Source organism: Nocardioides sp. (genome assembly GCF_044226305.1).
Lineage (GTDB): Bacteria > Actinomycetota > Actinomycetes > Propionibacteriales > Nocardioidaceae > Nocardioides.
The window spans coordinates 99,749-126,463 of the sequence record NZ_JBGAHF010000002.1 but is presented as its reverse complement, the minus strand read 5'-3'; the positions used below and the strand labels follow the sequence as shown (position 1 = coordinate 126,463).

Below are 26,715 nucleotides of genomic sequence, written 5' to 3'. Positions count from 1 at the left end.
GTGGCGGGGGGACGTCATGCGGGGTGGTTGTCGGGGCGACCGGTTCGTATGACGTCCCGGGGCGTGGCGGGGGGACGTCATCCGGGCTGGTTGTCGGGGCGACCGGTTCGTATGACGTCCCGGGCGGGGGCGCGGCAGGCAGGCTCAGCCGCGGTGGGCGACCATGCCGGCCACGTGGTCGGGCACGTACGTCGCCTGGTCGCGTGGGGGACGCTGGTAGCCGGTGGCCGGCGGGCGCTCGGGGACGACGATCTCGGCCTGGTCGACCTCGGTGTAGGGGATGGTCGAGAGCAGGTGGGCCATCATGTTGAGGCGCGCCTCCTTCTTGACGTCGCTCTCCACGATGTACCAGGGCGCCTCGGGGATGTCGGTGTGGACCATCATGTCGTCCTTCGCGCGGGAGTACTCCTCCCACCGCGTGATCGACTCCAGGTCCATCGTCGACAGCTTCCAGCGCCGCATCGGGTCGTCGATCCGGTCGCGGAACCGGCGGTGCTGCTCCTCGTCGCTGACGGAGAACCAGTACTTGCGCAGCAGGATCCCGTCCTCGACCAGCATCCGCTCGAAGATCGGGCACTGGTGCAGGAACCGCCGGTGCTCCTCGGGCGTGCAGAACCCCATCACCCGCTCGACGCCGGCGCGGTTGTACCAGGACCGGTCGAAGATCACGATCTCGCCGCGGCTGGGCAGCTGCTCGACGTACCGCTGGAAGTACCACTGGCCGCGCTCGCGCTCGCTGGGCGCCGGGAGCGCCGCGATCCGGGCGACGCGGGGGTTGAGGTACTGGGTGACCCGCTTGATCGTGCCGCCCTTGCCGGCCGCGTCGCGTCCCTCGAAGACCACGACCAGGCGGGTGCCGCTCGCGCGCACCCACTCCTGGACCTTGATCAGCTCGGCCTGCAGGCGGAACAGCTCCGCCTCGTACTCGCGCGCCCCCAGGCGCTTGTGCGGCTTGCTCATGGTGCAGCCTAAGCACGTGCCGAAGCTCCACACCCTGGACCTTGTGCCTGACATCGCAGGACAAGATCTGGTACGCCGTGACTGGCAGGCCCTCCGCGACGCGGGACTGCCCTCGCAGCTCGACCACCGGGGTCACTCGAACGCGCCCCACGTCACAGTCGTCTCCGCCCCGGACCTGCCCGACGACGCCGTCGACGTCGCGAAGGCCCGGCTCGGCACCCTGCTGCCGGTGCGGGCGCGCGCGGCCGGCCTGCTGCTGCTCGGCGGCGAGCGGCTCACGGTCGCCCGTGCGGTCGACATCGAGGACGACGTCGTACGACGGGTGCTCGCGGTGCGCGTGCAGGTGCCCGGTCGTCAGCACACGGGCTGGCTGGCGCACGTCACGCTGGCGCGCCGGCTCGACCGGGCCAGCGCCCAGCGCGCGATCGACGTGCTGGGCTACCGGGACGTGGAGCTGGTGCTGACGACCCTGCGCCGCTGGGACCCCGACCGGGACCGCGTGACGACGGTCGCCGAGGCCCGCTGAGGGCTCCCCAGGGCGATCGGTGACCGCCGTCACAGGCCGAGCGACGCCGGACCGGAGGGCGCGGGACTACCGTCGAAGGTGAGGACGGATCGTCCGAGGAGGTCGCCATGAGGTCTCGACTCGTCGCACTGCTCGCGGTCCCGGCCCTCGCTCTCGGCGGGACCCTGCTGGTGGTCCCCGAGGCGGCGGCCGCGGGCCACCCGATCATCCGTACCGTCCGCGCCTTCGCGGCGCCGGCCGGGGAGAAGGGCGGCATCACGGCGCCGTGGGTCTCGTGCTCGGACTACACGACCGACCCGACCGTGCGGTGGCGACTCACGAACCTCGACACCGGCACGACGCGGCGGTGGCACTGGTCCGGAGACGACCACCGGTCCCGCTTCCCGCGCGTGCCCGCCGGTCACTACCGCAGCAGGACCGTCGCCACGTGCGACACCACGCGCAGGACCCGGACCCAGTGGCCCGTGGTCCAGCAGAAGACCCGGCGGACGACGATCTCGCGCGTCGAGTTCGACCGGATCCGGCGCGGCATGACGCGCGGCCAGGTCACCCGGATCGTGGGTTACCCGGGCTCGTCGGGGACGAGGGCAGGCGCGATGGCCTGGCGCTACTACGACCAGATGGCGTTCCTGAAGCAGTCCGAGATCCGGTTCCGCCACGACCGCGTCGACGCGAAGTGGTGGAACGGCGAGGGCGACTGATCCGGTGAGCACGAGAAGGATCCGGGACCGGGTGGCGCCTGCGGGTTTGTGACCCCGGTCACAGGGAACGGTCCGGGTGCCTGCGCGGTCGCGGGCGCACGCCACCGCCGCGCACGCCCGGTCGCCACCCCCGTCGGCCGGCCACGAAGGCGCCCGCGGAGGAACCCCCATGCGACGAATCGCGATCTCGGGCGCGGTCCTGGCGCTGGCGATCACGGGCACGGCGACGGCCAGCACCGTCCTCGCGCCCGGCCGAGCACCGGACGAAGCAGCCCTGGCGCCGACCCGCGGGCCGGCCGACCGGTCGATCGAGAAGAAGATCGACCAGCTGCTGCGCAAGATGACCACCGCCGAGAAGCTCCAGCAGGTACAGCTCCTCTCGGACGGGCAGATCACCGACGCGGACGCGAAGGCCGGCGTCGGCGGCGTCTTCAGCCTGACCGACCCCGCGAAGATCGACCACTACCAGCACATCGCGGTCGAGCAGTCCCGCCTGCACATCCCGATCCTGTTCGCCTACGACACGATCCACGGCTACCGCACGGTGTTCCCCGCGCCGCTCGGCGCCGCGAGCTCGTTCGACCCCGACGTCGCCCGCGCCGACGCCCGGATCGGCGCGCGCGAGTCGTCGACCGTGGGCATCAAGCAGGTCTACAGCCCGATGGTCGACGTGTCCCACGATCCGCGGTGGGGCCGGATCGTCGAGGGCAACGGCGAGGACCCCTACCTCGGGTCGGTCTTCGCCGCGGCCCGGGTCAAGGGTGCCCAGGGCCGCGACTACAGCGCCCCGGACAAGGTGGCGACCAGCGTCAAGCACTTCGTGGCCTACGGCCAGCCGGAGGGCGGGCGCGACTACAACACCACCGACATGTCCGAGCAGCGGCTCCGCAACCTCTACCTGCCGCCGTTCAAGGCCGCGATCGACGCCGGGGCCGACACGGTCATGTGCTCGTTCAACTCGATCAACGGCGTGCCGGGCTGCGCCAACTCCTACACCGAGACCAGGATCTTGAAGAAGGAGTGGGGCTTCGACGGGTTCATCGAGAGCGACTACACCGCGGTCGCCGAGACCCGCGCCTGCCCGCCGCGCACCCCCGACGAGGGCCCGTGCGGGCACGGCACCGCGGCGGACGGGCCGGGTGCCGGCGCGAACGCGCTGATGGCCGGGACCGACTCGGAGATGGTGAGCACCTACATCCGCGACTACGGCAAGCAGCTGCTCGCGCAGCACCGGATCACGATGGCGCGGCTCGACGACGCGGTGCGACGGATCCTGCGGGTGAAGTTCCGCGCCGGCCTGTTCGAGCACCCCTACGTCGACCAGGCGAAGGCCACCGACCCGGCGAGCTTCGTGACCGCCGCGGACCGGCAGGCCGCCCGCACGGCTGCCGCTCGGTCGATGGTGCTGCTGCAGAACGACGACCAGACGCTGCCGCTCGACCCCGCGAAGGACACCGCGGTCATCGGACCGCTCGGCGACGACCAGCACGACATGCTCGGCCCGTGGTGGGGCCAGGGCAAGGACGAGGACGCCGTCAGCGTGCTGCAGGGCGTCCAGGACGGCTCGACCGGCACGACGACGTACGCCGAGGGCTGCTCGCTGAGCAACGAGGAACCGCCGGACTACGACCCGGCCGACGACTGCCCGGACGACGGGTTCGCGGACGCGGTCGCCGCCGCCCAGGCGGCCGACCAGGTGGTGCTCGCCGTCGGTGAGACCCGGGAGATGAGCGCGGAGGCGGCCGCCCGCAGCACGCTCGACCTGCCGGGCGACCAGGAGGCCCTGATCGACGCGGTCGTGGCGACCGGGAAGCCGGTGGCCGTGGTGCTGTTCAACGGCCGCCCGCTCACCCTCGGCAACGTCGTCGACTCCGCGCCGGCGGTGCTCGAGGCGTGGTTCCCCGGCGTCGAGGCCGGGAACGCCGTCGCCGACGTCGTCTTCGGGAAGGTGAACCCCGGCGGCAAGCTGCCGGTCTCGTTCCCGCAGTCGGTCGGTCAGGTGCCGATCTACTACAACCACGAGCCGACCGGCCGCCCGTGCGACGTGACGCAGAAGTACAACTCGCGCTACCGCGACCTGCGCACCTGCGACCCGCTGTTCCCGTTCGGCTTCGGCCTCAGCTACACCACGTTCGACGTCTCGGACCTGCAGCTGAGCCGGACCTCGGTGCCGCGGAGCGGCACGGTCGTCGCCTCGATGACGGTCACCAACACCGGTGACGTGGCCGGGGACGACGTGGCGCAGCTCTACCTCCACGACCCGGTCGCGAGCATCTCCCAGCCGGTCCGCCGGCTGCGTGGCTTCGAGCGGGTCACGCTCGACCCGGGGCAGTCGACCACGGTGCGGTTCACCCTGGACGCGAGCGACTTCGGGTTCTACGACAACCGCGGCAAGTTCGTCGTGGAGCCGGGCGCCATCGAGGTGTACGCCGGCGACGACTCGACGGCGACGCTGACGAGGACGTTCCAGGTCACGCGCTGACCTCCTCGGGGCCACGTGGGCTGCTCCGGCAGCGCACGTGGCCCCGGCAGGAGGAGCCGGCATGACGATGCTGACGGGCGGGGTCTCAGCCCGCCGGACGTCGCACGCCGCGGGTCGGTGGCGCGGTCAAGGGGTCGTCGGGCCAGGCGTGCTTGGGGTAGCGGCCGCGCAGCTCGGCTCGGACCTGCGGGTAGCCCGTGGTCCAGAAGGACCCCAGGTCGGCGGTGACCGCCGCGGGCCTCCCGGCGGGGGAGAGCAGGTGCAGCAGGAGGGGCACCCGCCCGTCGGCGAGCCGGGGGGTCGTGGTCCAGCCGAAGACCTCCTGGAGCCGCACCGCCAGCACCGGCTGGTCGCCGCCGTAGTCCACGCGGATGCTCGACCCGCTCGGCACCCGCACCCGCTCCGGCGCGAGCTCGTCGAGCCGGCCGGCCGCGGGCCAGGGCAGGAGTCGGCGCAGGGCGGCGAGCACGGGGACCCGACGCAGGTCACGAGTGTTGCGGACCCGGGCCAGCTCGGGGCCGAGCCACGTCTCGATCCCGCTCAGCAGCGCCTCGTCCGACACGTCGGGCCACGGGTCGCCGAGCGACCGGTGGAGGAAGCGCATCCGCTCGCGCAGGGCCGTGGCCGCCTCCGACCAGGGCAGCACGGCCAGGCCCTGCTGGCGCAGCCCCTCCCGGACGGCAGCCGCCACCGGCGCCGGCGCCGGATCGGTGATGGCGACCGACGAGAGCTCGATGGCGCCGAGGGACACCGTGCGGCGCGCGACCACCCGGTCCTCGGACCAGGTGACCTGCTCCGTCTCCTGCCACCACGCGGATGCCGCCTCGAGTGCCAGGTCCTCGGACAGGGGTGCGGCCGAGCGGATCGTGGCGTCCCGGGTGCCGGGCCGCCGGTCGACGTCGGCGACGGCCAGCCACGGCTGGCCGGTGAGTGCCGAACCGGGGGAGAGGACGGCGCCGGTGCCCGAGGTCATCAGGTACGTGGTGGCGCCGGACCGCGACCGGGCGATCCGGTCGGGGTGGGCGAGTGCGACGACGAGCCCGACCGCGACGTCGTCCGGCATCCCCTCCGCGCCGCGTCGGTCGACGCCGCGGACCGCGGTCTCCAGGCGCTTGACCGACCCGCTCCACGCCGTGCTCGCGGTTCCACCGCGACGGACGGCGCGCAGCGCGGCGACGAGGTCGGCGCCGGGCGGCCGGATGTCCTCGGAGAGGAGCGCCACGACCTCGGCCGCCCGGCGGGCGCCGACGACCGCGGCGCCGTCCAGCAGCGCCCGGGCGAGTCGCGGGTCGGTGCCCACGCGGGCGATCTCGCGGCCCCGGTCGGTGACCGAGCCGTCGTCCTCGACTGCGCCCAGCCCGGTGAGAGTCCGCCGCGCCGCCGCCATCGCCGGCCCGGGAGGCTGGTCCATCAGCGCGAGGCCGGCGGGGTCTGGGCTGCCCCAGGTCGCGATCTCGAGCGCGAACGAGGTGAGGTCGGCCGTCGCGATCTCCGGTTCCGGGTGGGCGGGCAGGTGCGGGTGGGCGGCCTGCGACCAGCACCGGTAGACCGCGCCCGGCGCCTCCCGGCCGGCGCGGCCGGCGCGTTGCTCGGCGGCCGCCCGGCTGACGCTGACGGTCACCAGTCCGGCCAGGCCGCGGCGGTGGTCGGTGCGGGGCTGGCGCGACAGCCCGGCGTCCACGACGGCTCGTACGCCGGGGACCGTCAGGGAGGACTCCGCCACGTCGGTCGAGACCACGACCCTGCGGCGCGGCCCGGGGGTCAGCGCCAGGTCCTGGTCGCGGTGGGGCAACCGCCCGTGCAGGGGACGCACGTCCGCGTCCACCGCGGCCAGCCGCGACGCGACGCCCGACACCTCGGACACCCCGGGCAGGAAGACCAGCACGTCGCCGTCCTGCTCGGCCAGCGCCCGTCCCACGCATCCGGCGACGTGGTCGAGGAACCGGTGCGTCAGGCCGCGGTCGTCGGAGCGTCGCACGCCGGGCGGCGGCGGGCACCAGACCTCGACGACGGGGTGCAGCGATCCGGGTACGGCGACGACCGGCGCCGGAGCCGCGCCGCCGACGAGCGACGCGGTGCGTTCGGCCTCGACCGTGGCGGACATCGCGACGAGCCTCAGGTCCGGGCGCAGGTGTGTGCGCACCTCGACCAGCATCGCCAGGGTGAGGTCGCTGTCGAGCCGGCGCTCGTGGACCTCGTCGATGACGACGGCCGCGGCCCCCGGCAGGTCGGCGTCGCCCTGGAGCCGGCGGAGCAGGACTCCGGTGGTGACGAACTCGATCCGGGTGTCGGGGCCGACCTGGCGGTCGCCGCGGACGGAGTAGCCCACCGTCCGTCCGACCGGCTCACCCAGGAGCTGGGCGAGCCGCCGCGCCGCGGCCCGCGCCGCGATCCGACGAGGCTGGGTGACGACGACGGGCCTGTCGACGAGGGCGGCGACCGCAGGTGGGACGAGGGTCGTCTTGCCGGTGCCCGGGGGTGCCTGGACGACGGCCGTGCCGGTCGCACGCAGCGCGGCGACGACCTCGCCCAGCCCGTCGCGGACCGGCAGCGCCGGCGGATCCGCGAGGAGTCGCTGGATCGGGTCGCCGGGCACGAGGACAGTCTGGCGGGTCAGTAGGGTCGGACCATGTCCGACCTGCCCGTCCTCGACGCGGAGGAGCAGCGTGTCCTCGGCAGCCTGCTGGAGAAGCAGGTCACCGTCCCGGCCAGCTACCCGTTGAGCCTCAACGCGCTGCGCACCGCCTGCAACCAGACCTCGAGCCGCGAGCCGGTGACCGACTACGACGAGCAGGCCGTCGAGCGGGTCGGTCGCCGGCTCAAGGACCGCGGACTGCTGCGGATCGTCTGGTCCGCCACCGGGCGGCGGACCCTGAAGTACCACCAGGCCCTCGACGAGGTGCTGGACCTCGCCGACGACGAGCGCGCGCTGCTGACCGTGCTGCTGCTCCGCGGACCGCAGGCGCCGGGGGAGCTGCGGACCCGCACCGACCGGCTGCACGAGTTCGCCGACCGCGGGGTCGTCGAGCAGGTGCTGCGCCGGATGGCCGAGCGGGGCCTGGTGCGCGAGCTGCCCCGCCGGGGAGGTGAGCGCGACGCCCGCTGGAGGCACCTGCTGGGCGAGCCGCCCGCGGAGGGCGCGCCGACGGCCCCGTCCGCGCCGGCCGTGGACCGCGACAGCGTGCTGGCGGCCGGGGCCGAGGCGCGTGACGAGCGCGTGCGGGCGTCGTACGACGCCGTGGCGACCGCCTACGCCGACAGCCTGCTGACCGAGCTCGCCGGGCTGCCGTTCGAGACCTGGCTGCTGGGCCGGGTGGCCGAGCACGCGCGCGCGACCGGGGGACCGGTCGTCGAGGTCGGCTGCGGCCCGGGCCACGTGACGGCCCACCTCGCCGCGGCGGGCGTGGACGCGACCGGTCTCGACCTGTCGCCGGGCATGGTCGCGGAGGCCCGACGCCGGTTCCCGGGCGGCCGCTACGAGGTCGGCGACCTGCGCCGGTTGATGCGGCCGACCACGGCGGAGGGCTGGGCCGCCGTCCTCGGCTGGTACTCGCTCATCCACCTCGCCGCCTCCGAGCTCCCGGCCGCCGTCGCTGCGCTGGCGCGACCGCTCCTCCCGGGCGGCTGGCTGGTGCTGGCGATGCACGCCGGCGCCGAGGTGGCCCACCACGACTCGTGGTTCGACGCCGAGATCGACCTCGACTTCGTCTACCACGAGCCCGCCGACGTGGTCCCGCTCGTCGAGGAGGCCGGGCTGATCGACGTCGAGTGGTACCGCCGCGGCGCGCTCGCGCACCGCGGTGAGACCAGCGAGCGGCTCTACGTGGTGGCGCGCAAGCCGATCTGAAGCGTCCACGCCGAGGTCACGGCGGCCCGGGGTCGGACGGTGACCGCGCGGGCGCCGGTGCGCGACGGGGCGGACACGGTGACCCGGGCGTCCACCTTCCGGCCGCGGGCGTCGGTGAGCCGGACGACCGGCTGGTCGGCGAAGCCGCTCGGCAGCACGACCTGGGTGGTGACGCCGCGGGTCGGGCGGTAGTGCAGCAGGTAGTGGCCGGCGGACGCGCGCTCGGAGACCTCGGTGCCACCGAGCGCGAGCGGGTACGGCCGACCGGCCGCGGCGTGCCCGGGCGCGAGGTGGCCCTGGTCGTCGGAGAACAGGCAGTAGCCCGAGCCGGTGGCCGACCAGCAGCCGTACCAGATCGCCCAGCCCGTCGCGAACCGCGAGAAGCTCGCGGTCTGCTGCCGCACCAGCTCGATGTTGCCGGGGTGCTCGGCGTCGGCGTTGCTCGGACCCCACTCGCCGACCAGGACCGGCAGGTCGTGCCGGCGCGGGTAGCCGACGATCATCGACTCGTACGAGCGGACCCAGCTGCTGGACACGTCCCAGTCGCCGCCGTCCTCGACGTCGGTCGAGTAGGCGTGCGGGGCGTAGCCGATCCGGTCGGCCCCGGTCCGCGGGTCGTCGATGCCCGGCAGCCCGGTCGGGAGCCCCTCGCCGACCAGCACCGTCGGCTCGACCCACAGCCAGGAGCGCTGGTCGACCGTCCGGATCCCGGCGATGACCCGGCGGTACATCGCCGGGAGCTCGTCCTTGTCGAACGTGCTCGACGTCCACATCGGCTCGTTGAACAGGTCGTAGCCCAGCAGCGCGGGCGAGCCCGCGAGCTGCTCGGCGAGGTAGGTCCACGCGTCCACCTGGGCCTGCCGGAGGTCGGGGTCGTTCCACAGGTGGGTGAACGCCGCCTTGACCGCCGGGTCGAAGTAGTTGTTGAACCAGTTCCCGGGGTCCGGCGTGAAGGCGATGCCGTCGGTGCGCGTCGTCCACTCGGGTGCCCCGTCGAAGCCGGGGAAGTACGGCCCGTAGACGTCCTGGTGCCAGTCGACCAGGACCAGGAGTCCGTACCGCTCCGCCCAGTCGAGCACGTCCTCGACGTGCTGGAGGTACGTCGCGTCGTAGCTGCCCTGGGTGGGCTCGAGCTTGCTCCACTGGATGGGCAGCCGGAGCAGGGTGAAGCCCGAGGCGCCGAGGTTGGCGACGTCCTGCTCGGTGATGTCGTCGGTCTTGCCGAGGTTGGCGCCGTGCAGCTGCAGCGCGCGCCCCGACGCGTCGGCGAGCAGCGTGTTGCCGGCGGAGTCGGTGACCGTGCGGGTGGGGAACGACACCTGCGTGTGCAGCTGGGGGGTCGGCGCCCTGTCGGGGCCGCTCGACGGTGCACCCGACGCCGGTGCCGGGAGCGTCGCGAGGACGACGGCCGCGGCGGCAGCGGCGGTGGCGACGACGGTCGGCACGCGGCCGTGACCTGGCATCTGGTTCCCCCTCGATCGGGTCCCCGGGTGGGGACGGCCGGAGCCTAGTTTTTCCGGACGTGTGACGTCTGGAGATTGGGCGATCCGGTGCGCGGGTCGTCAGCGCAGGGTGAGCACCACGTCGCCGAGCACGGGCGCGCCGTCGCGCTCCCCGCCCGCGACCGTCGCGGACCCGACGACCCGGCCGTCCTCGCGCCAGGCGCGGGTCCGGATGGTCTCGCCCGGGAAGACCACCCCGGCGAACTTCACGCCGAACCCGCGGACCTGGGCGGCGTCTCCGCCGAGGAGCCCGTCGGTGAGCGTGCGCAGCACGATGCCGTAGGAGCACAGCCCGTGCAGGATCGGCGCGGGGAAGCCGGCGGCCTTCGCGAAGTCCGGGTCGGCGTGCAGCGGGTTGCGGTCGCCGCAGAGCCGGTAGAGCAGCGCCTGCTGGGGGAGCACGTCGTACGTCGTGTCGAGGTCGGGCTCCCGGTCGGGGACCTCGACCGGGGTGGACGAGCCGCGGTCGCCGCCCCAGCCGCCCTCGCCGCGCACGAAGATCGACGAGCGCGTGGTCCAGAGCCGTTCGCCGGAGGGGGCGGTGGCGACGCCCTCCTGCCAGATGACGGCGGCCTTGCCCTTGTCCCAGATCTCGCTGATCCGGACCGAGACGGTCGCGGACCCGCTGGTCGGCAGCGGTCCGGCCACCTCGACGGCCTGGGACCCGTGCACGACCTGGGCGAGGTTGATGTCGCAGCCGGGCAGGTCGAGCGGCGGCGGGTCGGTCATGTGGAACGTCGGTGCCACCACGCCGAACGACGGCAGCACCTGGAGTGCCGGGCCCTCGAGCGTGTAGGAGAGGTCGGTGGCGCCGATCGCCAGGTGGTAGAGCAGCACGTCGCTCTCGGCCCAGCTGAAGTCGAGCGAGCCGAGCTCGGCGCCGACGGCGACGTCGGGGTCGATGGGCATCAGGTCTCCTGGCGCGGTTCGTCGGCGGCGATCGTCTCGGCGGCGAGGTAGCCGAAGGTGAGGGCGGGCCCGATCGTGGCGCCCGGCCCGGCGTAGGTGCGGCCCATGACGGCGGCCGAGCAGTTGCCGGCGGCGTACAGCCCGGGGATCACCGAGCCGTCGGGACGCAGCACCCGGGCCCGCTCGTCGGTGACCAGACCACCCTTGGTGCCGAGGTCGCCCGGCACGATCTTGACCGCGTAGAACGGCGCCTGGTCGATCGTGTGCAGCGACGGGTTCGGCTTCACGGTGGGGTCCGAGTAGTACTTGTCGTAGGCGCTCTCGCCGCGGTGGAAGTCCTCGTCGGTGCCGGAGCGGGCGAACCCGTTGAAGCGGGTCACGGTCTCGGTCAGCGCCCCCGGCGGCAGGCCGATCTGCTCGGCGAGCTCCTCGAGGGTCGCGGCCTTCACCACCGTGCCGTGCTGGTACCAGCGGCCCGGGAACGGCTGGCGCGGCGACAGTCCGGCGAAGAGGTAGCGGTTGCGGTACCGCTGGTCGATGACCATCCATGCCGGGACGTGACCGACGCCGGTCGCCTCGCCCCGGTAGATCTCGTGCACCGCCTCGACGTAGGGGAGCGCCTCGTTCATGAACCGCTCGCCGGCCTGGTTGACGATGATCGAGCCGGGGAGGTTGCGCTCGGCGAGGCAGAACCAGGGGCCGGACGGCAGCGGGATCGTGGGACCCCACCAGGCGTCGTCCATCAGGTCGGTCTCGGCGCCCGCCGCGATGCCGGCGAGCACGCCGCCGCCGGTGTTGAACTGCGAGCCGGTCGTCCAGTCGACCGAGGTGGGCTGCGGCTGGTACTTCTCCCGCATCTCCAGGTTCTTCTCGAAGCCGCCGCTGCCGAGGACGACGCCCCGGCGGGCGCGCACGACGACCTCCTCGTCGCCCTGCCGCACCCGGACGCCGACGACGCGGCCGTCCTCGAGGACCAGGTCGGTTAGCTCGGTGTCGTAGAAGAGCGGGACGCCGGCGTCGATCAGCCCCTTGCGCAGACCGATCGCGATCGCGTTGCCCATCGCGTACATCTTCCGGCCTCGCAGCAGGCTCACGACGCGGTGCAGCAGCACCTTCGCCATCGTCAGCGGGCCGCGGACCGTGCGGAGCCCCAGGCTGATCTTCCGGAAGTCGGCCTGGGTCACGATCAGGTTCGCCGGCGCCTTGGTGTACTGCGGGTGCAGGCGCTCGAGCTCCTCGCCGAGGAACCGGGCGTCCATCGGCACCGGCTCCGCCGAGCGGCCCGCGGCCCGGCCCCCCGGCGCCTCCGGGTGGTAGTCGGCGTACTGCGGGACCCACTGGAACCGCAGCGGCGTCCGCGCCCGCAGGAAGTCGAGGACCTCCGGGCCGCGGTCGAGGTAGGTGTCGCGCCGGACCTTGGGGACGACGTCGCCCACGATCGAGTCGAGGTAGAGCTTGGAGAGCGCGGGGTCGTCGCCCTGGCCCGCGGCCTCGAGCGCGTAGTTGTTCGGGATCCAGACGCCCCCGCCGCTGCGTGCGGTCGACCCGCCGAAGTAGGAGCTCTTCTCCAGCAGGACCGTGTCGAGGCCGCGCGCGGACGCCGCCAGGGCGGCGGACATGCCGGCGCCACCGGCGCCGACCACGACCACGTCGACGCTCTCTGGCAGACGGGCCGCGAGGGGGGTCGTCATGGCCAGAAACTGTAACAGGTTCTACTATCGTCCCGTGACCACCCACGACGCGATCTCGGCCGCTGTCGACCGCCTGGCGCTGGCCCTGGCCACCCGCGAGCCGTGCGCCCCGGTGCGGGACCTGATCGGCACCGACGACCTGCCGGCGGCGTACGCCGTCCAGCAGGGTCTCGTGCAGAAGCGGCTCGCCGCGGGGGCGGTGGTGGTCGGGCGGAAGATCGGTGCGACCTCGAAGGCCGTGCAGGACCAGCTCGGCGTCGACCAGCCCGACTTCGGCTACCTGCTCGACGAGATGGACGTCAGCCACGAGGACCCGATCCCGATGCGCACGCTGCTGCAGCCGCGCGTGGAGGCGGAGGTGGCGTTCCGCCTCGCCGCCGACGTCGCCCCGGCGTCGGAGGAGGAGATCACCCTCGCCGCCGTGCGCGCCGCCGTCGACGTCGCGCTGCCGGCGCTGGAGATCGTCGACTCGCGGATCGACGGGTGGGACATCGGCTTCACCGACACCGTCGCGGACAACGCGTCGAGCGGGCTCTACGTGGTCGGGACCGAGGGCCGGCCGCTCGCCCCGGACCCGGACGGGATCTCGCCGGTCGACGTCGTCATGTCGTTGACGGTCAACGGCGAGGAGCGCTCCAGCGGGACCGGTGCCGCGTGCCTCGGCGACCCGCTCGAGGCGCTGCGCTGGCTGGCCGTGCAGTGCCACCGGTTCGGCGACCCGCTGCGGGCCGGTCAGGTCGTGCTGTCCGGCGCGCTGGGCCCGTTCGTCCCGTTCTCGTCCGGCGACCGGGTGGTCGCCTCCATCAGCGGGTTCGCCCCGCTGTCCGTGACCTTCAAGGAGTGGTGATGGCGAAGAGCCCCGTGACCAAGCTCAGCGCGGCGATCGTCGGGCCGGGCAACATCGGCACCGACCTGATGTACAAGCTGCTGCGCAGCGACGTGATCGAGCCGCGCTGGATGATCGGCGTCGACCCGACCAGCGAGGGGCTGCGGCTCGCCGCCGACCGGGGTCTGGAGGCCAGCCACGAGGGCGTCGACTGGCTGCTCAAGCAGGACGAGCTGCCCGACCTGATCTTCGAGGCGACGTCGGCCTACGTGCACCGCGAGTACGCGCCGCGCTACGAGGAGGCGGGCATCCGCGCCGTCGACCTCACGCCCGCCGCCGTCGGCCCCGCCGTGATCCCGCCGGTCAACGGCGAGGAGCACGTGGGTGCGATGAACGTCAACATGATCACCTGTGGTGGCCAGGCCACGATCCCCATGGTCGCCGCGGTCTCCCGGGCCGCCGCCCCCGTCGGCGGAGTGTCGTACGCCGAGATCGTCGCCTCGGTCTCGTCGGTCTCCGCCGGCCCGGGCACCCGCGCGAACATCGACGAGTTCACCCGCACCACGGCCGCCGGCGTCGAGACGATCGGCGGTGCCGCCAGCGGCAAGGCGATCATCATCCTCAACCCGGCCGAGCCGCCGATGATCATGCGCGACACCATCTTCTGCGCGGTCCCGCCGGACGCCGACACCGACGCGATCGTCCAGTCGGTCGTCGCGATGGAGAGGGCCGTCCAGGAGTACGTGCCCGGCTACCGGCTCCTCCAGGAACCCCAGGTCGACGGGCCGTCGGACGCGACCCGGGGCCAGACGAAGGTCTCGATCTTCGTCGAGGTGGAGGGTGCCGGCGACTACCTGCCGCCGTACTCCGGCAACCTCGACATCATGACCGCCGCCGCCACGCAGGTCGGCGAGAACATCGCCCGCTCGATCCTGGGAGCCTCCGCATGAGCGACATCGACGCCCTGACCCGCACGTGGAGCGGCACCCACGGCGACGAGCCGTGGGGCCGGCTCGACCTCCGGCTGACCGACACCTGCCTGCGTGACGGCTCGCACCACAAGCGGCACCAGTTCACGGCCCAGGAGTGCCACGACATCGTCGAGGCGCTCGACGCCTCCGGCGTCCCGGTGATCGAGGTGACCCACGGCGACGGCCTCGGCGGCTCCTCGTTCAACTACGGGTTCTCGAGGACGTGGGAGCAGGAGCTCATCAAGATCGCGGCCGAGACCGCCACGCGCGCCAAGATCGCCTTCCTCATGCTGCCCGGCGTCGGCACCAAGGACGACATCCGCGCCGCCCAGGACAACGGCGGCCAGATCTGCCGGATCGCGACGCACTGCACCGAGGCCGACGTCTCGGTCCAGCACTTCGGCCTGGCCCGCGAGCTCGGGCTGGAGACCGTCGGGTTCCTCATGATGAGCCACACCCAGCCCCCGGAGGTGCTGGCGAGGCAGGCCCGGATCATGGTCGACGCCGGCTGCCAGTGCGTGTACGTCGTGGACTCGGCCGGTGCGCTGATCATGGAGCAGACCGCGGACCGGGTCTCGGCGCTGGTTGCCGAGATCGGCCACCAGGCCGACGTCGGGTTCCACGGCCACGAGAACCTCGGCCTCGGGGTCGCCAACACCGTCATCGCCGCCCGCGCGGGCGCCACCCAGATCGACGGCTCGGTGCGGCGCTTCGGGGCGGGCGCGGGCAACACGCCGCTCGAGGCGTTCATCGGCGTCTGCGACAAGCTCGGGTGGGTCACCGGCGTCGACTTCCTCCAGGTCGTCGACGCCTCCGAGGACGTCATCAGGCCGGCGATGCCCGAGGAGTGCCAGCTGGACCGGATGACGCTGATGATGGGCTACGCGGGGGTCTACTCCAGCTTCCTCAAGCACGCCGGCAACGCCGCGGACCGCTACGGCGTCTCGGGCGCGAAGATCCTGCTCGAGGCCGGCCGCCGCAAGCTGATCGGCGGCCAGGAGGACCAGCTGATCGACATCGCACTGATGCTCAAGGCGGAGCAGGAGAAGGCGGCCGCGGACGCCGGTACGGCGTAGTCCCGACCGGTCCTGGGCCCGTCGGCCGGAGGCTCGGGGCCCTTCGACCGTGCCGCGCGCTGCTGCGGAAGCTCCATGCTTGAGGTCATGAGGAACGGCCCGGACCCGGCACCGAGCGCCGTGGCCGGCGCGCCCGGTCCGACCGACGCGGAGCTGCTCCACGGCCTCGGGCAGGCGCTGATCGCGACCGACCCCGAGGGCATCATCCTCTTCTGGAACGCGGCCGCCGAGGACCTGTACGGCTGTACGGCTGGACGGCCGACGAGGTCGTCGGGCGCGACATCGCCGACGTCGTCATCCCCCAGATCTCCCGCCAGGCCGCCGCCGAGATCATGGAGGCGCTGCGGCACGGCCAGTCCTGGGCGGGCGGGTTCGCGGTGCAGCGGCGCGACGGCGAGGTGCTGCAGGCGCTCGTCACCGACGCGGGGATCTACCGGGACGGCGAGCTGATCGGCATCGTCGGTGAGTCCCTGAACCTGGGCGCCGCCGTCCGACACCTCATGGAGCGGTCCAGCGACGCGGCGGTGATCCTCAACGACGACCACGTCGTCAGCTACGCCAGCCCCGCGGTGACGACGCTGTTCGGGTGGCCGGTCCGTGACGTCGTGGGGGAGTCCCTGGGCGACCGGGTCCACCCCGAGGACCGGGTCGCGTTCGTCGAGCTGCTCGAGGACGAGGACGCGGGTACGGAGCGCGTCGGGGACCTCCGGGTCCGGTCGGCCGGCGGCTGGACCTGGGTCGAGATGGCGGTGACCGACCTGTTCTCGGAACCGGACGTGCGCAGCCTGGTCTGCAACATCCGGCGCAGCGAGCGGCTGGCCCGGATCGACGAGCGGGAGCGGCTCCTCGACAAGATGCACTCGGACGTGCTCCAGGACCTCTTCGCGGCGACGCTCGAGCTCGACCGGCTGCTGCCGCGGGCGGGTGCGACCCAGCTCGCCGGGCTGGAGACCGCCCGCGAGACGGTGGTCCGCGCCATCGGCACGCTGCGCGAGGTCGTCAAGCCGCCGCCGTACGACCCGACGGCCTGACCGGAGCTCCGGCCCGGGCGCGGTCGATGACGGGCGGGACGGCGATCGGACGGGTGGTGACGTCGGTGCTGATGTCGGGTTCCAGCGGGGGCGGGCGGGTCAGTGGTCGGGACCGGGGTCCGCGGCGGGGCCGACCGAGATCAGCGGCAGGCCGAGGTCGCGGAGCCGGGCGAGGAGGCCGTGCAGCGCGGCCTGGTCGGCGACCGGGCCGCGCAGGACGGTGACGCCCTCGTCCGCGACCGTGACGGTCATGCCGTCGAACCACGGGACCCAGCGGTCGTCGAGGCGTCCTCGGATCCGGATCTCGTACCGACCGGGCTCGTGTGCCGTGCTCACTGGCCTGCTCCTCGTGCTCGTGTGCTGATGTCGGCACGTTAGGAGCGGGGGCGGGGACCGGGCGTCACATCACCTGGTGATCCTGGTGGTGATCTCCGGCTCAGGCGCGCCCGGACCGGGAGAGCAGGCCGAGCTGGTGGGCACGGCTGACGGCGGCGCGGCGGTTGTTGACGTCGAGCTTGGTGTAGATGTGCTTGGTGTGCGTGCGCACCGTGTTCAGCGAGACCACGAGCTCGCGGGCGATGGCCGGGCCGTCCAGGTCCGACCCCAGCAGCCGGAGCACGTCGAGCTCGCGGTCGCTCAACGGATCGACGAGGGTGGTCGGCGGCGCCGCCACGGCGTCCGGTCCGGCCGTCCGGTCGGTGACCAGCCCCTGCAGGAAAGCCGAGGCGGGGCGGCGTGCCGCCAGGTCGCCCAGCAGGTCGGTCAGCCCCGGGCCGGCGTCGAGGAGGAAGCGGGTCCAGCCGTCCGGCTCCGCCAGGTCGACGGCCTGCTCGAGAGCGGCCAGTGCCGTCTTCCGCTCGCCGGCCGCCGAGGACGCCACGGCCCGCAGCACCTGCACCTCGATCACCGTGCCGTACCGGTCGCCGGCGAGGGCGGCCTCGAGCAGGCGGTCCAGCAGGCCGGCAGCGCGCGAGAGCGTCGCGGCTGACCCGGTCGAGCGGTGCTGCGCGAGCAGGACCCGGGCGAGGGTCACGTGCTCGTACTCGCGCAGGTAGCTGAGCTCGTCGTCCGCGTCGAGCCCGTGCCGCCGCGCCCAGGCCGTCGCGCCGGCGACGTCCCCGGAGGTGGCGAGGAGCCGGGCCCGGGTCGCGTGGACGGGGTGGACCTGCGGGGAGAAGTCCCCGACGTAGACCCGTTCCGCCTCGTCGAGGAGCTCGAGCGCCGTGGGCCAGTCGCGCTCGGCGGCCCGGAGGCGCGCCATCGCGACCCGCCACCGGTAGGGGTTCTGGGGGAGGTCGGCGGACTCGCCGAGGTCGTCGGCGCGACCGAGGAGGTCGGCCGAGGTGCGCAGGTCGTCGCGGTGCCAGGCCGTCCGGCTCAGGGCGACGAGCATGTCCGCCGTACCGCGCATCGGCGTCGCCGGATCGGGCTGGTGCCGCCGGGCGAGGTCCAGGGCGCCCTCGATGGTGCGCGCGGCGTCGCCGAGCCGCCCGAGGGCGAGCTCCATGTCGGCGATGGTCAGCGAGCAGCCGAGCACGTCGGCGATGTGCCCGGTGCGGGTGAGCGCCTCCGCCGCGGCCACGTAGGAGCGGTGAGCCGCGACGACGTCCCCGGACGCCCACGCCGCGAGCCCGGCGAGCCCGGACGCCGCCCCACGGGCCAGGTCGTCGTCCTCCGGCGCGAGCGCGAGCGCCCGGCCGGCGCGCTCGATGGTGGCGGCGGGGTCGCCGGCGACCAGGCACAGCCCGGCGCGGTAGATCTCGAGGGTGGCGGGCACCCGCGCGAGCTCGGCGTGGTCGACGACGACCTGCTCGGCCGCCGGTCGGGCCAGCACCTCCTCGACCTGGGCGACCCGGCGTGCGACGTCGCCGAACTCGTTGCTGGCCATCAGGGCACCGGCCAGGCCCGTGGCGAGCACGGGCCGGTCCTGCACGACCTCCGGGGGCAGCACGTCGAGCCACCGGCGGAGGACGTCCTCGCGCCGCTCGCGGCGCAGGTCCGGGATCGCGAGCTCGACGAGCTCGGCTGCCCGCGCGCCGTCACCGGCGGCGAGCGCGTGCCGCACCGCCTCCTCGGTCTCGCCGTGCTCGGCGAACCAGCTGCTCGCGCGCCGGTGCCGTCCGGCAGCCCGTTCGGGGCCGTCCTGGAGCAGGTGCACGCGCAGGACGTCGGCGAACAGGTGGTGGTAGCGGTACCAGCGCCGCTGGTCGTCGAGCGGCACCAGGAAGAGGTTCTCCCGGTCGAGCAGGTCGAGCATCGCCCGCCCGCTGCCGTCGGCGCTGTCGGTGACCGCCTCGCACAGGGGTGCGGTGAGCCGGTCGAGGACGGCGGTGTCGAGGAGGAACCGGCGCACGTCGTCGGGCTGCCGGCTGAGCACCTCGTCCACCAGGTAGTCGACGACGAACCGGTCGTCCCCGGCGAACCGGTCGACGAACCCGGGGGCGTCGGCGCGCCCCTGCAGGGACAGCACCGCGAGCTGGAGGGCCGCGACCCACCCCTCGGTGCGTGCGGCGAGCGCCGCCACCGCGTCGGCGGGCAGCGCGAGGTCGTGGAGACCGTTGAGGTAGGCGGTGACCTCGTCGGCGTCGAAGCGGAGGTCGGCGGCGCGCACCTCGACCAGCTGACCCCGCGCGCGCAGCCGGGACAGCGGCAGCGCGGGGTCGGCGCGGGTCGTGATCACCAGGTGCAGCTGCGGCGGCAGGTGGTCCACCAGGAAGGACATGCCGTCGGCGACGTCGGGGCCGTCGGCGAGGTGGTAGTCGTCGAGGACCAGGACGACGTCGCCGTCGTGGACGCTCAGCTCGTTCACCACGGCGGCGAGCGCGGTCTCGACGGGAGCCTGACCGGACTGGACCAGGGTGAGCGCGGCCGCGGCCGCGCCTGGGACGGCGCGGTCCAGGGCGGCGAGGACGTAGGCCCAGAACGACGCCGGCCGGCGGTCGCGCTCGTCGAGCGAGACCCACGCGACCGGGCGGTCGTCACCGGCCAGCCAGGAGGCCACCAGCGTGGTCTTGCCGAAGCCGGCCGGCGCCGACACGAGGGTCACCGCCGCCTCCTCGGCGCGCTCGAGCGGACCCGAGAGCCGGGTCCGCGGCACGGCGTCGCGGCGCGGTCGTGGGGGCAGCAGCTTGGTGCCCACTAGCGCGTCGGCCATCCGCGTCCCTTCCCCTGCCGGGCACCGATCGCTCGGTGCGGAGCACCGGGCTGTCAGTGCGCGGCCCCCATCATGTCGTGCCGCGCCTGCAGGTGCATCCGCTCGCCGGGTCGCCCGAAGATGCTGAGCACCTCGGCCGGCTCCTCGCCGGTGCTGCCGAACCAGTGCGGCACCTGCGTGTCGAACTCGGCGACCTCGCCGGACCCGAGGACCAGGTCCTGGTCGCCGAGCACGAGCCGCATCCGGCCGGAGAGCACGTAGAGCCACTCGAAGCCGTCGTGGGTCCGCGGCCGCGGCTCCGACTGGGAGGTCGGGATGACGATCTTCCACGCCTGGACGCCGCCCGGCCTGGTCAGTGGGAGGACGGTGCGGCCGTTGACGCGCCGTGGCTTGAGCCGGATCCGGGGATCGCCGACCTCCGGCGCCCCCACCAGGTCGTCGAGCGGGACCCGGTAGGCCTGCGCGAGCGGCAGCAGGAGCTCCAGGCTCGGTCGCCGCTGGCCGTTCTCGAGGCGGGACAGCGTGCTCTTGGAGATCCCGGTCGCCTGCGCGGCGTCGGTCAACGTGATGCCCCGCTGCTCCCGCACGCGGCGCAGCCGGGGACCGACCAGCTCGAGGGTCGTCGTGATCTGGGCGGAGTCGTCGGTCATGGCGCCATTGCACCCCGGCCTTCCCGGAAACGGCAACAACGGTTGTCGCGCGTCCGCGAAGTGGCGATCCTCGTCCCATGACCGAGAACGCGCAGGACCCCGTGGCCGCCCGGCACCGTGACGGCGCCCCGTACGACGTCGTCGTCGTGGGCGGGGGAGCGGCGGGCCTGTCCGCCGCACTCGTCCTCGTCCGCTCGCGGCGCCGGGTGGCGGTCGTCGACGCCGGCCGGCCGCGCAACGCCCCGGCCGCCCACATGCAGGGCTTCCTCGGCTCGGACGGGCTGCCGCCCTCCGAGCTGCTCGCCCGCGGCCGGCACGAGGTCGCGGGGTACGGCGGCGAGCTGGTCGCCGGCACCGTGTCGTCGATCACCGCCCGTGGCGTGAGCGGCGGTCGCCGCTGGTTCGACGTCACCCTGGCCGACGGCACCGTGCTGCGCGCCCGCCGGGTCCTGGTGACCACCGGACTGCGCGACGACGTCCCGGACCTCCCGGGCGTCCGCGAGCGGTGGGGCCGGGACCTGCTCCACTGCCCCTACTGCCACGGCTACGAGGTGCGGGACCAGCCCCTGGGCGTGCTCGGGGGCACCCCGGGTGCGCTGGCCCACGCGCACCTCGTCCGCCAGTGGTCCGACGACGTCGTGTTCTTCAGCCACGGCAGCACCCTCAGCGCCGCCGAGCGCGAGCAGCTGGTCGCCCGGGCGATCGGCGTCGTCGACGTACCCGTCGTGTCGCTGGTCGTCGAGGACGACCGGCTCGCCGGGGTCGAGCTCGCCGACGGCCAGGTGGTGCCGCGGACCGCCGTGTTCGTCCGTCCCGTCCTGGTCCCGAACGACGCGCTGCTCACCGACCTCGGCTGCGCCACGCACGAGGGCGGCGGGGTCGCCGTCGACGCCACCGGCCGGACCAGCGTGCCGGGCGTCTGGGCCGCCGGGAACGCGGTCGACCCCCGCGCCCAGGTCATCACCGCCGCCGGTGGCGGGTCCGCCGCCGCGATCGCGATCAACAACGACCTCGTCGAGGAGGACCTCCCCGTCGCGGTCGCCAACTTCCGCCACGGCCTCCCCGTCTGAGCCCGGGCACCTGACCCGAACCCCCGTCCCGGCCCCGCCCTGCGGCGCCGGCCGGTCCCGCACGCCCCACCACACCCGAAGGAGAACCCTCATGTCCGAGACCCGTCCGACCCCCGCCCCCCAGCAGTCCGCTCGCGCCCTCAGCCCGGTCGGCCCGCCGACCAAGCACCAGCTGGCGCTGATGATCTGGATCGCGGTGTTCCCGACCCTCACGGTGCTCAACCTGACCATCGGACCGTGGCTGCGCGACGCGAACCCGGTCCTGCGCACCTTCGTGCTGGCGACCGTGGCCGTCCCGATCGTCATCTACGGCCTGATGCCGCGCCTGCACCGGGTGCGCGTCCGGCTGCTGACCCGCACCGCCGGCTGACCCCCGCCGGCACGACGCGCCGACTCGCGGGTCCCGGGGGCCTGCGGCGAATCACCACCCCGGTCACCACGTGTGGTGACGACCGCTCACCACGTCCGTCCCTAGCTTCTGGGTCCATGAGCAACCCCTCCGCCCGCACCCTCCGGACCCCCGGAGCACGGAGGCCCCCACACCCGAAAGGCACGACCATGGACCGACTCACCCGCGCCGTCGCGCTCGCCAGCGCGCGGCACCCGTGGCGCACCGTCGCCGGCTGGATCGTCGTCGTCGCCGGCATCTTCGTCCTCGCCGCCGGCGCGGGCGGGACGTTCGCCGACGACTTCTCCTCGCCCGGCAGCCAGAGCGCGCACGCGACCACGCTGGTCACCGAGAACTTCCCCGAGGCCGCCCAGGGCACCGCCCTGGTGGTGCTCGAGGCCCAGGACGGCACCACGCTCGACCAGGACCGCGCCGCCGTCGCCGGCGTGCTGGCCGACGTCGCCGCCCTCGACCACGTCGCATCGGTGACCGACCCGTACCGGGCCGGCACCGTCTCCGAGGACGGCCGGATCGCCTACGCACAGCTGACCCTCGACGTGCCGGAGCGACAGATGGGCAAGCCGGCGTTCACCGTCCTCTCCGACGCCGTCTCCGGGATGGAGGCGACGGACCTGCGGGTCGAGCTCGGCGGCGACGCGGTGTTCCTCAACGCCGAGAACAAGGACAACGGCCACGTGGGGATCGGGCTCCTCGTCGCGCTGCTGGTCCTCCTGGTCGTGTTCGGTACGGCGGTGGCCGCCGTGCTGCCGATCGGTCTGTCCCTCGTCTCGGTCGGCGCGGCCATCGGCGGGATCATGCTCCTGTCGGGCTCGATGACCGTCTCCGTCTCCGCCATCCCGGTGGCGGGGCTGGTCGGCCTCGGTGTCGGTGTCGACTACGCCCTGTTCGTCGTCGCCCGCTACCGGGAGAACCGGGCCGCCGGTCAGGACAACGGCGCCGCGCTGAGCAACGCGATGGGCACCTCCGGAGCCGCTGTCGTCTTCGCCGGCGGGACCGTGATCATCGCGACCACCGCGCTGGCCATCACCGGGGTCGGGATCCTGACGTCGATCGGCCTCGCGACCGCCCTGATGGTGCTGTCCGCCGTCGCCGCGGCGATCACCCTGCTGCCGGCGCTGCTCGGCCTGCTCGGCGACCGCATCGACAAGGGTCGCGTGGTCCGCCGCCACCGTCCGGCGAAGGTGCCCGAGGAGACCGTCTGGTGGCGCTTCGGGCACCGGGTCTCGGCCCGGCCGTGGCCCTACCTGGTCGGCTCGGTCTTCGTCCTGGTCGCGCTCGCCGCTCCCGCGCTGGCCATGCAGACGGCGTTCCCGGCCGCCGGTGACGCGCCTGCCGAGACCACCCACCGACAGGCCTACGACCTGCTCACCGAGGGCTTCGGCGTCGGTGTCAACGCGCCGCTGACGGTCGTCGCGGACCTCGGCGCACCGGGTGTCGACGCCGCCGGCCTGCCCGGCCTGGTCGACGACCTCGCCTCGGTGCCGGGCATCGCCTCGGTCGGCGTCCCGCAGACCTCCGCCGACGGCGACACGGTCGTCCTCGCGGCCACCCCGACCACCGGACCGGCCGACCCGGACACCTCCGCGACCATCGACCGGGTCCGCGACGTCATCCCCGGCAACGTCTACGTCTCCGGCATCACCGCGACCACCGACGACCTGAACGCCCAGCTCGCGCGGACCCTCCCGCTGTTCATCGGCGCGGTCATCGCGGTCTCGTTCCTGCTGCTGATGATGGTGTTCCGGTCGATCGCCGTGCCGCTCAAGGCCGCGATCATGAACCTGCTCTCCATCGGCGCCGCCTACGGCGTCCTGGTGGCGGTGTTCCAGTGGGGCTGGGGGGCCGAGCTGCTCGGCCTCCAGGGCCCGACGCCGATCACGTCGATCATCGTGGTGATCATGTTCCCGATCCTGTTCGGGCTCTCGATGGACTACGAGGTGTTCCTGCTCTCGCGGATCCGGGAGGAGTACGACCGCACCGGCGACAACACCGAGTCGGTCGCCCGCGGCCTCGCCGGCACCGGCCGGGTCGTGACCTCGGCGGCGCTCATCATGGTCGCGGTCTTCCTCAGCTTCGTCTCCAGCCCGGTGGTGTCGCTGAAGATGCTGGGCCTCGGTCTGGCCGTCGCGATCGCGGTCGACGCCACCATCGTCCGCATGGTGCTGGTGCCCGCCACCATGGCGCTGCTCGGCAAGGCGAACTGGTGGCTCCCGGGCTGGCTCGACCGGGTGCTCCCGCACCTGGCGGTGGAGGGCGAGAGCGTCCACGACGGGTCCGGGACGCCGGCTGTGCCCGCCAGGCCGGGGACCGAGCCGACCTTCGACGAGCTGCTCCGCTGATCGCAGCCTGCCTCCCGCCGGTCGGCGCAGATGTCCTCCCATCTGCGCCGACTCGGCGTCTGGCGCGATCCGGCACCCATGTGGCGCGATCTGCCATACCGGAACCCTCGGTCAGTCGTTAGGTTCGACGTACGAACCCCGACGAGCAGGAGCTCCCCCCGTGTTCTGGACCATCGACGACATCCCCGACCAGACCGGCCGCACCGCGGTCGTGACCGGCGCGAACGGCGGCCTCGGCCTCGAGTCGACCCGGGCGCTCGCCGGCGCCGGCGCCCACGTGGTGATGGCCGCCCGCAACCAGGAGAAGGCCGAGACCGCGCGGCGTGACGTGCTGGCGACCCATCCGCAGGCCTCCCTCGAGGTGGTCCCGCTCGACCTCGGGTCGCTCGCATCGGTGGCCGAGGCCGCTGACGCGATCCGGGCCCGACACGAGCGGATCGACGTCCTCATGCTCAACGCCGGGGTGATGGCGATGCCCGAGGGCCGCACCGTCGACGGGTTCGAGACCCAGCTGGGCATCAACGTGCTCGGGCACTGGGCCCTGCTGTCCCACCTGCTGCCGGTGGTCGTGACGACCCCGGGCGCCCGCGTGGTCACGCTGTCCAGCATCGCCCAGCACCAGGGCCACCCCCTGGACCCGGCCGACCCGCACCTGCGCGGGGGCTACGACGCCTGGCGGCAGTACGGCAACACCAAGCTCGCCATGCGCCACCTCGCCCAGGGTCTGCAGGCCCGCTTCGAGGACGCCGGGGTCGACGCCCTCGCGGTGCCCGCGCACCCGGGCTACACCAACTCCGACCTCCAGTCGACGACCGCGCACGCGGGCGGTGGCGGGCGGCTCGGCCCCTTCTACGACAAGGCCGCCGACCTGGTCGGGATGAGCGTGCCGCGCGGCGCCCTGAGCCAGCTCCGGGCCGCGACCGACCCGCGCGCCCGGGCCGGCGTCATCTACGGGCCGCTCCTCGCCGTCAGCGGGCCGCCGGTGGCCAAGCCCCTGGTGCGTCCGGGCTCCGCCGACGCCGTGCGGCGGCTGTGGCAGGTCGCCGAGCGCGAGACCGGCCTGCCGGTCGACCCGGCTGCCGTCGTACGCCCGCGCTGAGGGGCGCCGACGGTGCGGGAGATCGCGGTCGGTCCGGCGGCCCGGACCCTGCTCGCCGACCTGGGCGTGGACCCGCGTGCGCTGCTCCGGCGGGCCGGGCTGTCCCCGGACCTGCTGGCCGGGTCGGGGACGATGCCGCTGGCCGACTACTACGCGCTGTGGCGGGTGCTCGAGGACGAGGTCGGGCCGCAGCTGGCGGTCCGGGTCGCCGAGCTGCTCCGCATCGAGTCCGTCGACCCGGCCGTCCTCGCGGCGCTGTGCAGCGTCGACCTGGTGTCCGCCGCCGACCGGATCGCGACCCACAAGAGCCTCCTGGGCCCGCTCGGTCTCGCGGTCGACGACAGCGAGCGCGGGCTCCGCGTCACCGTCGGGTTCCCGGAGGTCCCGCCTCCGCCGCCGGTCGTGCTGCACGCCGAGCTGGCCTTCTGGGTGCGGCTCGCGCGGACCGGCACCCGGACCCGCGTCGTCCCGCTGTCGCTGACCGCGCCCGCCCCGCCGCCGGCCGAGGCGGCCGCCGCCCTCGCCGAGGTCCTCGGCGCCGAGGTCCGTCCGGGGCCGACCACCTCGGTCACGTTCTCCCGCCTCGACGCGCGGCGCCGGTTCGTGACGGCCGACGAGGCCCTCCAGTCGTCCCTCGACGAGCTGCTGCGTCGGCGGGTCGCCGAGCACGGCGCCGGCCGGACCGCCGACGCGGCGGCGGCCGCGCTGCTCGAGCTGCTCCCCGCGGGCCGCGCGCTGACCTCCGAGGTCGCGCTCCGCCTCGGGACCAGTCCTCGGACCCTGCAGCGCCGGCTGGCCGCCGAGGGGACCTCGTTCGGCGAGGTCCTGGACCGGACCCGCGCCGAGCTGGCGACCCACTACCTGGAGCAGGGCCGGCACTCGGTCGCCGAGATCGCCTTCCTCCTGGGGTACGACGACCCGGGCTCGTTCTACCGAGCACACCGGTCGTGGACCGGACGCTCGCCCCGCGCCGCGGCTCGCTGAGTCGACCGACGTTGCCATGATGGGGACGTGAAGGTCGTCGTCGCCCTGCTCGCGCTCCTGCTCGCGGGCTGCTCGTCGGGCGGCTCCGGCGCGGCGGACGGCGGACCGTCCGACGAGCCGGCCCCGTCGTGGATCGCCATGGTGCCCGGGGACGCCGAGGTCTTCGACGGCCCTGGTGGGGAGATGCTGCTGATCTACGTCGACGAGACCTACGCGATCGACCGCACCAACGCCTCCGCACTCACGTGGGAGCACGGCGACCGGTACACGACCGACTACGTCGTGCAGGACGACGACGGCGCCCTGTGGTGGTACGGGCGCAGGGGCTCCTGGCGGGCCGGCCGGCACGGCGAGGAGCCGCGCGCGGTGGACCTCGCCGACCACGAGGCGCGGTTCGGCGACCGGGTGATCACGCTGTCCGAGGACGGCGACCCGGTGCAGCTGGAGACCCCGGCCGGCGTCTACACGAGCCGGTCCTCCTCCTGACC

22 protein-coding genes and 1 pseudogene are annotated in these 26,715 nt (G+C 74.0%); 15 read left to right on the top strand and 8 right to left on the bottom strand.

Features of this window, described 5'->3' with window-relative positions; all coding sequences use genetic code 11:
- Positions 1-144: 144 nt before the first annotated feature.
- Positions 145-960 carry a polyphosphate kinase 2 gene (gene ppk2, locus ACILQ5_RS02680; protein ID WP_395656426.1) on the bottom strand — a complete coding sequence of 272 codons (816 nt, stop codon included), beginning with the start codon at positions 958-960 and terminating at the stop codon, positions 145-147.
- Between the two features lie 16 nt (positions 961-976).
- Between ppk2 and ACILQ5_RS02675 the strand changes: the two genes are divergently transcribed.
- From ACILQ5_RS02675 to bglX, 3 genes are all read left to right on the top strand, one after another.
- Positions 977-1,486: a hypothetical protein gene (locus ACILQ5_RS02675; RefSeq protein ID WP_395656425.1), complete on the top strand. Its 510-nt coding sequence runs from the start codon at positions 977-979 to the stop codon at positions 1,484-1,486.
- Between the two features lie 107 nt (positions 1,487-1,593).
- On the top strand, positions 1,594-2,187 hold the full coding sequence (locus ACILQ5_RS02670; RefSeq protein WP_395656424.1) for a hypothetical protein: 594 nt from the start codon (positions 1,594-1,596) through the stop codon (positions 2,185-2,187).
- 169 nt (positions 2,188-2,356) lie between these two features.
- The gene (gene bglX / locus ACILQ5_RS02665) at positions 2,357-4,669 is read left to right on the top strand and encodes a beta-glucosidase BglX (RefSeq protein WP_395656423.1); all 2,313 of its coding nucleotides are present in this window, start codon (positions 2,357-2,359) and stop codon (positions 4,667-4,669) included.
- A gap of 85 nt (positions 4,670-4,754) precedes the next feature.
- Here the strand turns inward: bglX and hrpB are convergent, their stop codons facing one another.
- Positions 4,755-7,265 (bottom strand): ATP-dependent helicase HrpB, encoded by a 2,511-nt coding sequence (gene hrpB / locus ACILQ5_RS02660; RefSeq protein ID WP_395656422.1) that lies wholly within the window; start codon positions 7,263-7,265, stop codon positions 4,755-4,757.
- 33 nt (positions 7,266-7,298) lie between these two features.
- Here hrpB and ACILQ5_RS02655 point away from each other — a divergent pair, with 33 nt between their 5' ends.
- On the top strand, positions 7,299-8,516 hold the full coding sequence (locus ACILQ5_RS02655) for a DUF480 domain-containing protein (protein ID WP_395656421.1): 1,218 nt from the start codon (positions 7,299-7,301) through the stop codon (positions 8,514-8,516).
- Here ACILQ5_RS02655 and ACILQ5_RS02650 read toward each other — a convergent pair.
- From ACILQ5_RS02650 to kstD, 3 genes are all read right to left on the bottom strand, one after another.
- A complete protein-coding gene (locus ACILQ5_RS02650) occupies positions 8,489-9,979 on the bottom strand; it encodes a glycoside hydrolase family 5 protein (RefSeq protein ID WP_395656420.1) in 1,491 nt (496 codons plus the stop codon). The genes ACILQ5_RS02655 and ACILQ5_RS02650 overlap by 28 nt on opposite strands.
- Positions 9,980-10,078: 99 nt before the next feature.
- Entirely contained in the window at positions 10,079-10,927 is an 849-nt protein-coding gene (locus tag ACILQ5_RS02645) for a MaoC/PaaZ C-terminal domain-containing protein (protein ID WP_395656419.1), read from the bottom strand.
- A complete protein-coding gene (kstD, locus tag ACILQ5_RS02640) occupies positions 10,927-12,618 on the bottom strand; it encodes a 3-oxosteroid 1-dehydrogenase (protein WP_395656418.1) in 1,692 nt (563 codons plus the stop codon). The genes ACILQ5_RS02645 and kstD overlap by 1 nt, the downstream gene beginning before the upstream one ends.
- 34 nt (positions 12,619-12,652) lie before the next feature.
- Between kstD and ACILQ5_RS02635 the strand changes: the two genes are divergently transcribed.
- The 5 genes and pseudogenes from ACILQ5_RS02635 to ACILQ5_RS02615 all read left to right on the top strand — a co-directional run bounded on the left by ACILQ5_RS02635 (position 12,653) and on the right by ACILQ5_RS02615 (position 16,522).
- Positions 12,653-13,465 carry a 2-keto-4-pentenoate hydratase gene (locus ACILQ5_RS02635; RefSeq protein ID WP_395656417.1) on the top strand — a complete coding sequence of 271 codons (813 nt, stop codon included), beginning with the start codon at positions 12,653-12,655 and terminating at the stop codon, positions 13,463-13,465.
- Positions 13,465-14,394, top strand: coding sequence for an acetaldehyde dehydrogenase (acetylating) (locus tag ACILQ5_RS02630; protein WP_395656416.1), 930 nt, complete (start codon positions 13,465-13,467; stop codon positions 14,392-14,394). Before ACILQ5_RS02635 ends, ACILQ5_RS02630 begins: the two co-directional genes overlap by 1 nt.
- Complete coding sequence (gene dmpG, locus ACILQ5_RS02625) at positions 14,391-15,491, top strand: 4-hydroxy-2-oxovalerate aldolase (protein ID WP_395656415.1); 1,101 nt, start codon at positions 14,391-14,393, stop codon at positions 15,489-15,491. Before ACILQ5_RS02630 ends, dmpG begins: the two co-directional genes overlap by 4 nt.
- 75 nt (positions 15,492-15,566) lie before the next feature.
- Positions 15,567-15,731, top strand: a pseudogene (locus ACILQ5_RS02620) (PAS domain-containing protein); the annotation flags it as partial.
- The gene (locus ACILQ5_RS02615; RefSeq protein ID WP_395656682.1) at positions 15,704-16,522 is read left to right on the top strand and encodes a PAS domain-containing protein; all 819 of its coding nucleotides are present in this window, start codon (positions 15,704-15,706) and stop codon (positions 16,520-16,522) included. The pseudogene ACILQ5_RS02620 and the gene ACILQ5_RS02615, both read left to right, overlap by 28 nt.
- 99 nt (positions 16,523-16,621) lie before the next feature.
- Here the strand turns inward: ACILQ5_RS02615 and ACILQ5_RS02610 are convergent, their stop codons facing one another.
- The 3 genes from ACILQ5_RS02610 to ACILQ5_RS02600 form a co-directional block, all read right to left on the bottom strand.
- Positions 16,622-16,858 carry a hypothetical protein gene (locus ACILQ5_RS02610; protein WP_395656414.1) on the bottom strand — a complete coding sequence of 79 codons (237 nt, stop codon included), beginning with the start codon at positions 16,856-16,858 and terminating at the stop codon, positions 16,622-16,624.
- A 100-nt stretch (positions 16,859-16,958) separates the two neighbouring features.
- Complete coding sequence (locus ACILQ5_RS02605) at positions 16,959-19,676, bottom strand: LuxR C-terminal-related transcriptional regulator (protein WP_395656413.1); 2,718 nt, start codon at positions 19,674-19,676, stop codon at positions 16,959-16,961.
- Between the two features lie 53 nt (positions 19,677-19,729).
- Entirely contained in the window at positions 19,730-20,326 is a 597-nt protein-coding gene (locus ACILQ5_RS02600; RefSeq protein ID WP_395656412.1) for a helix-turn-helix domain-containing protein, read from the bottom strand.
- Between the two features lie 77 nt (positions 20,327-20,403).
- On the opposite strand from ACILQ5_RS02600, the gene ACILQ5_RS02595 reads away from it, so the two are divergent.
- From ACILQ5_RS02595 to ACILQ5_RS02570, 6 genes are all read left to right on the top strand, one after another.
- Complete coding sequence (locus ACILQ5_RS02595; protein ID WP_395656411.1) at positions 20,404-21,396, top strand: NAD(P)/FAD-dependent oxidoreductase; 993 nt, start codon at positions 20,404-20,406, stop codon at positions 21,394-21,396.
- 91 nt (positions 21,397-21,487) lie between these two features.
- Positions 21,488-21,766, top strand: coding sequence for a hypothetical protein (locus ACILQ5_RS02590; RefSeq protein WP_395656410.1), 279 nt, complete (start codon positions 21,488-21,490; stop codon positions 21,764-21,766).
- A 188-nt stretch (positions 21,767-21,954) separates the two neighbouring features.
- A complete protein-coding gene (locus ACILQ5_RS02585; protein ID WP_395656409.1) occupies positions 21,955-24,144 on the top strand; it encodes an MMPL family transporter in 2,190 nt (729 codons plus the stop codon).
- A gap of 160 nt (positions 24,145-24,304) precedes the next feature.
- Positions 24,305-25,243: an SDR family NAD(P)-dependent oxidoreductase gene (locus ACILQ5_RS02580; protein ID WP_395656408.1), complete on the top strand. Its 939-nt coding sequence runs from the start codon at positions 24,305-24,307 to the stop codon at positions 25,241-25,243.
- Between the two features lie 12 nt (positions 25,244-25,255).
- Entirely contained in the window at positions 25,256-26,227 is a 972-nt protein-coding gene (locus ACILQ5_RS02575; protein WP_395656407.1) for an AraC family transcriptional regulator ligand-binding domain-containing protein, read from the top strand.
- A gap of 27 nt (positions 26,228-26,254) precedes the next feature.
- Complete coding sequence (locus tag ACILQ5_RS02570) at positions 26,255-26,713, top strand: hypothetical protein (protein WP_395656406.1); 459 nt, start codon at positions 26,255-26,257, stop codon at positions 26,711-26,713.
- The last annotated feature ends 2 nt before the right edge of the window (positions 26,714-26,715 follow it).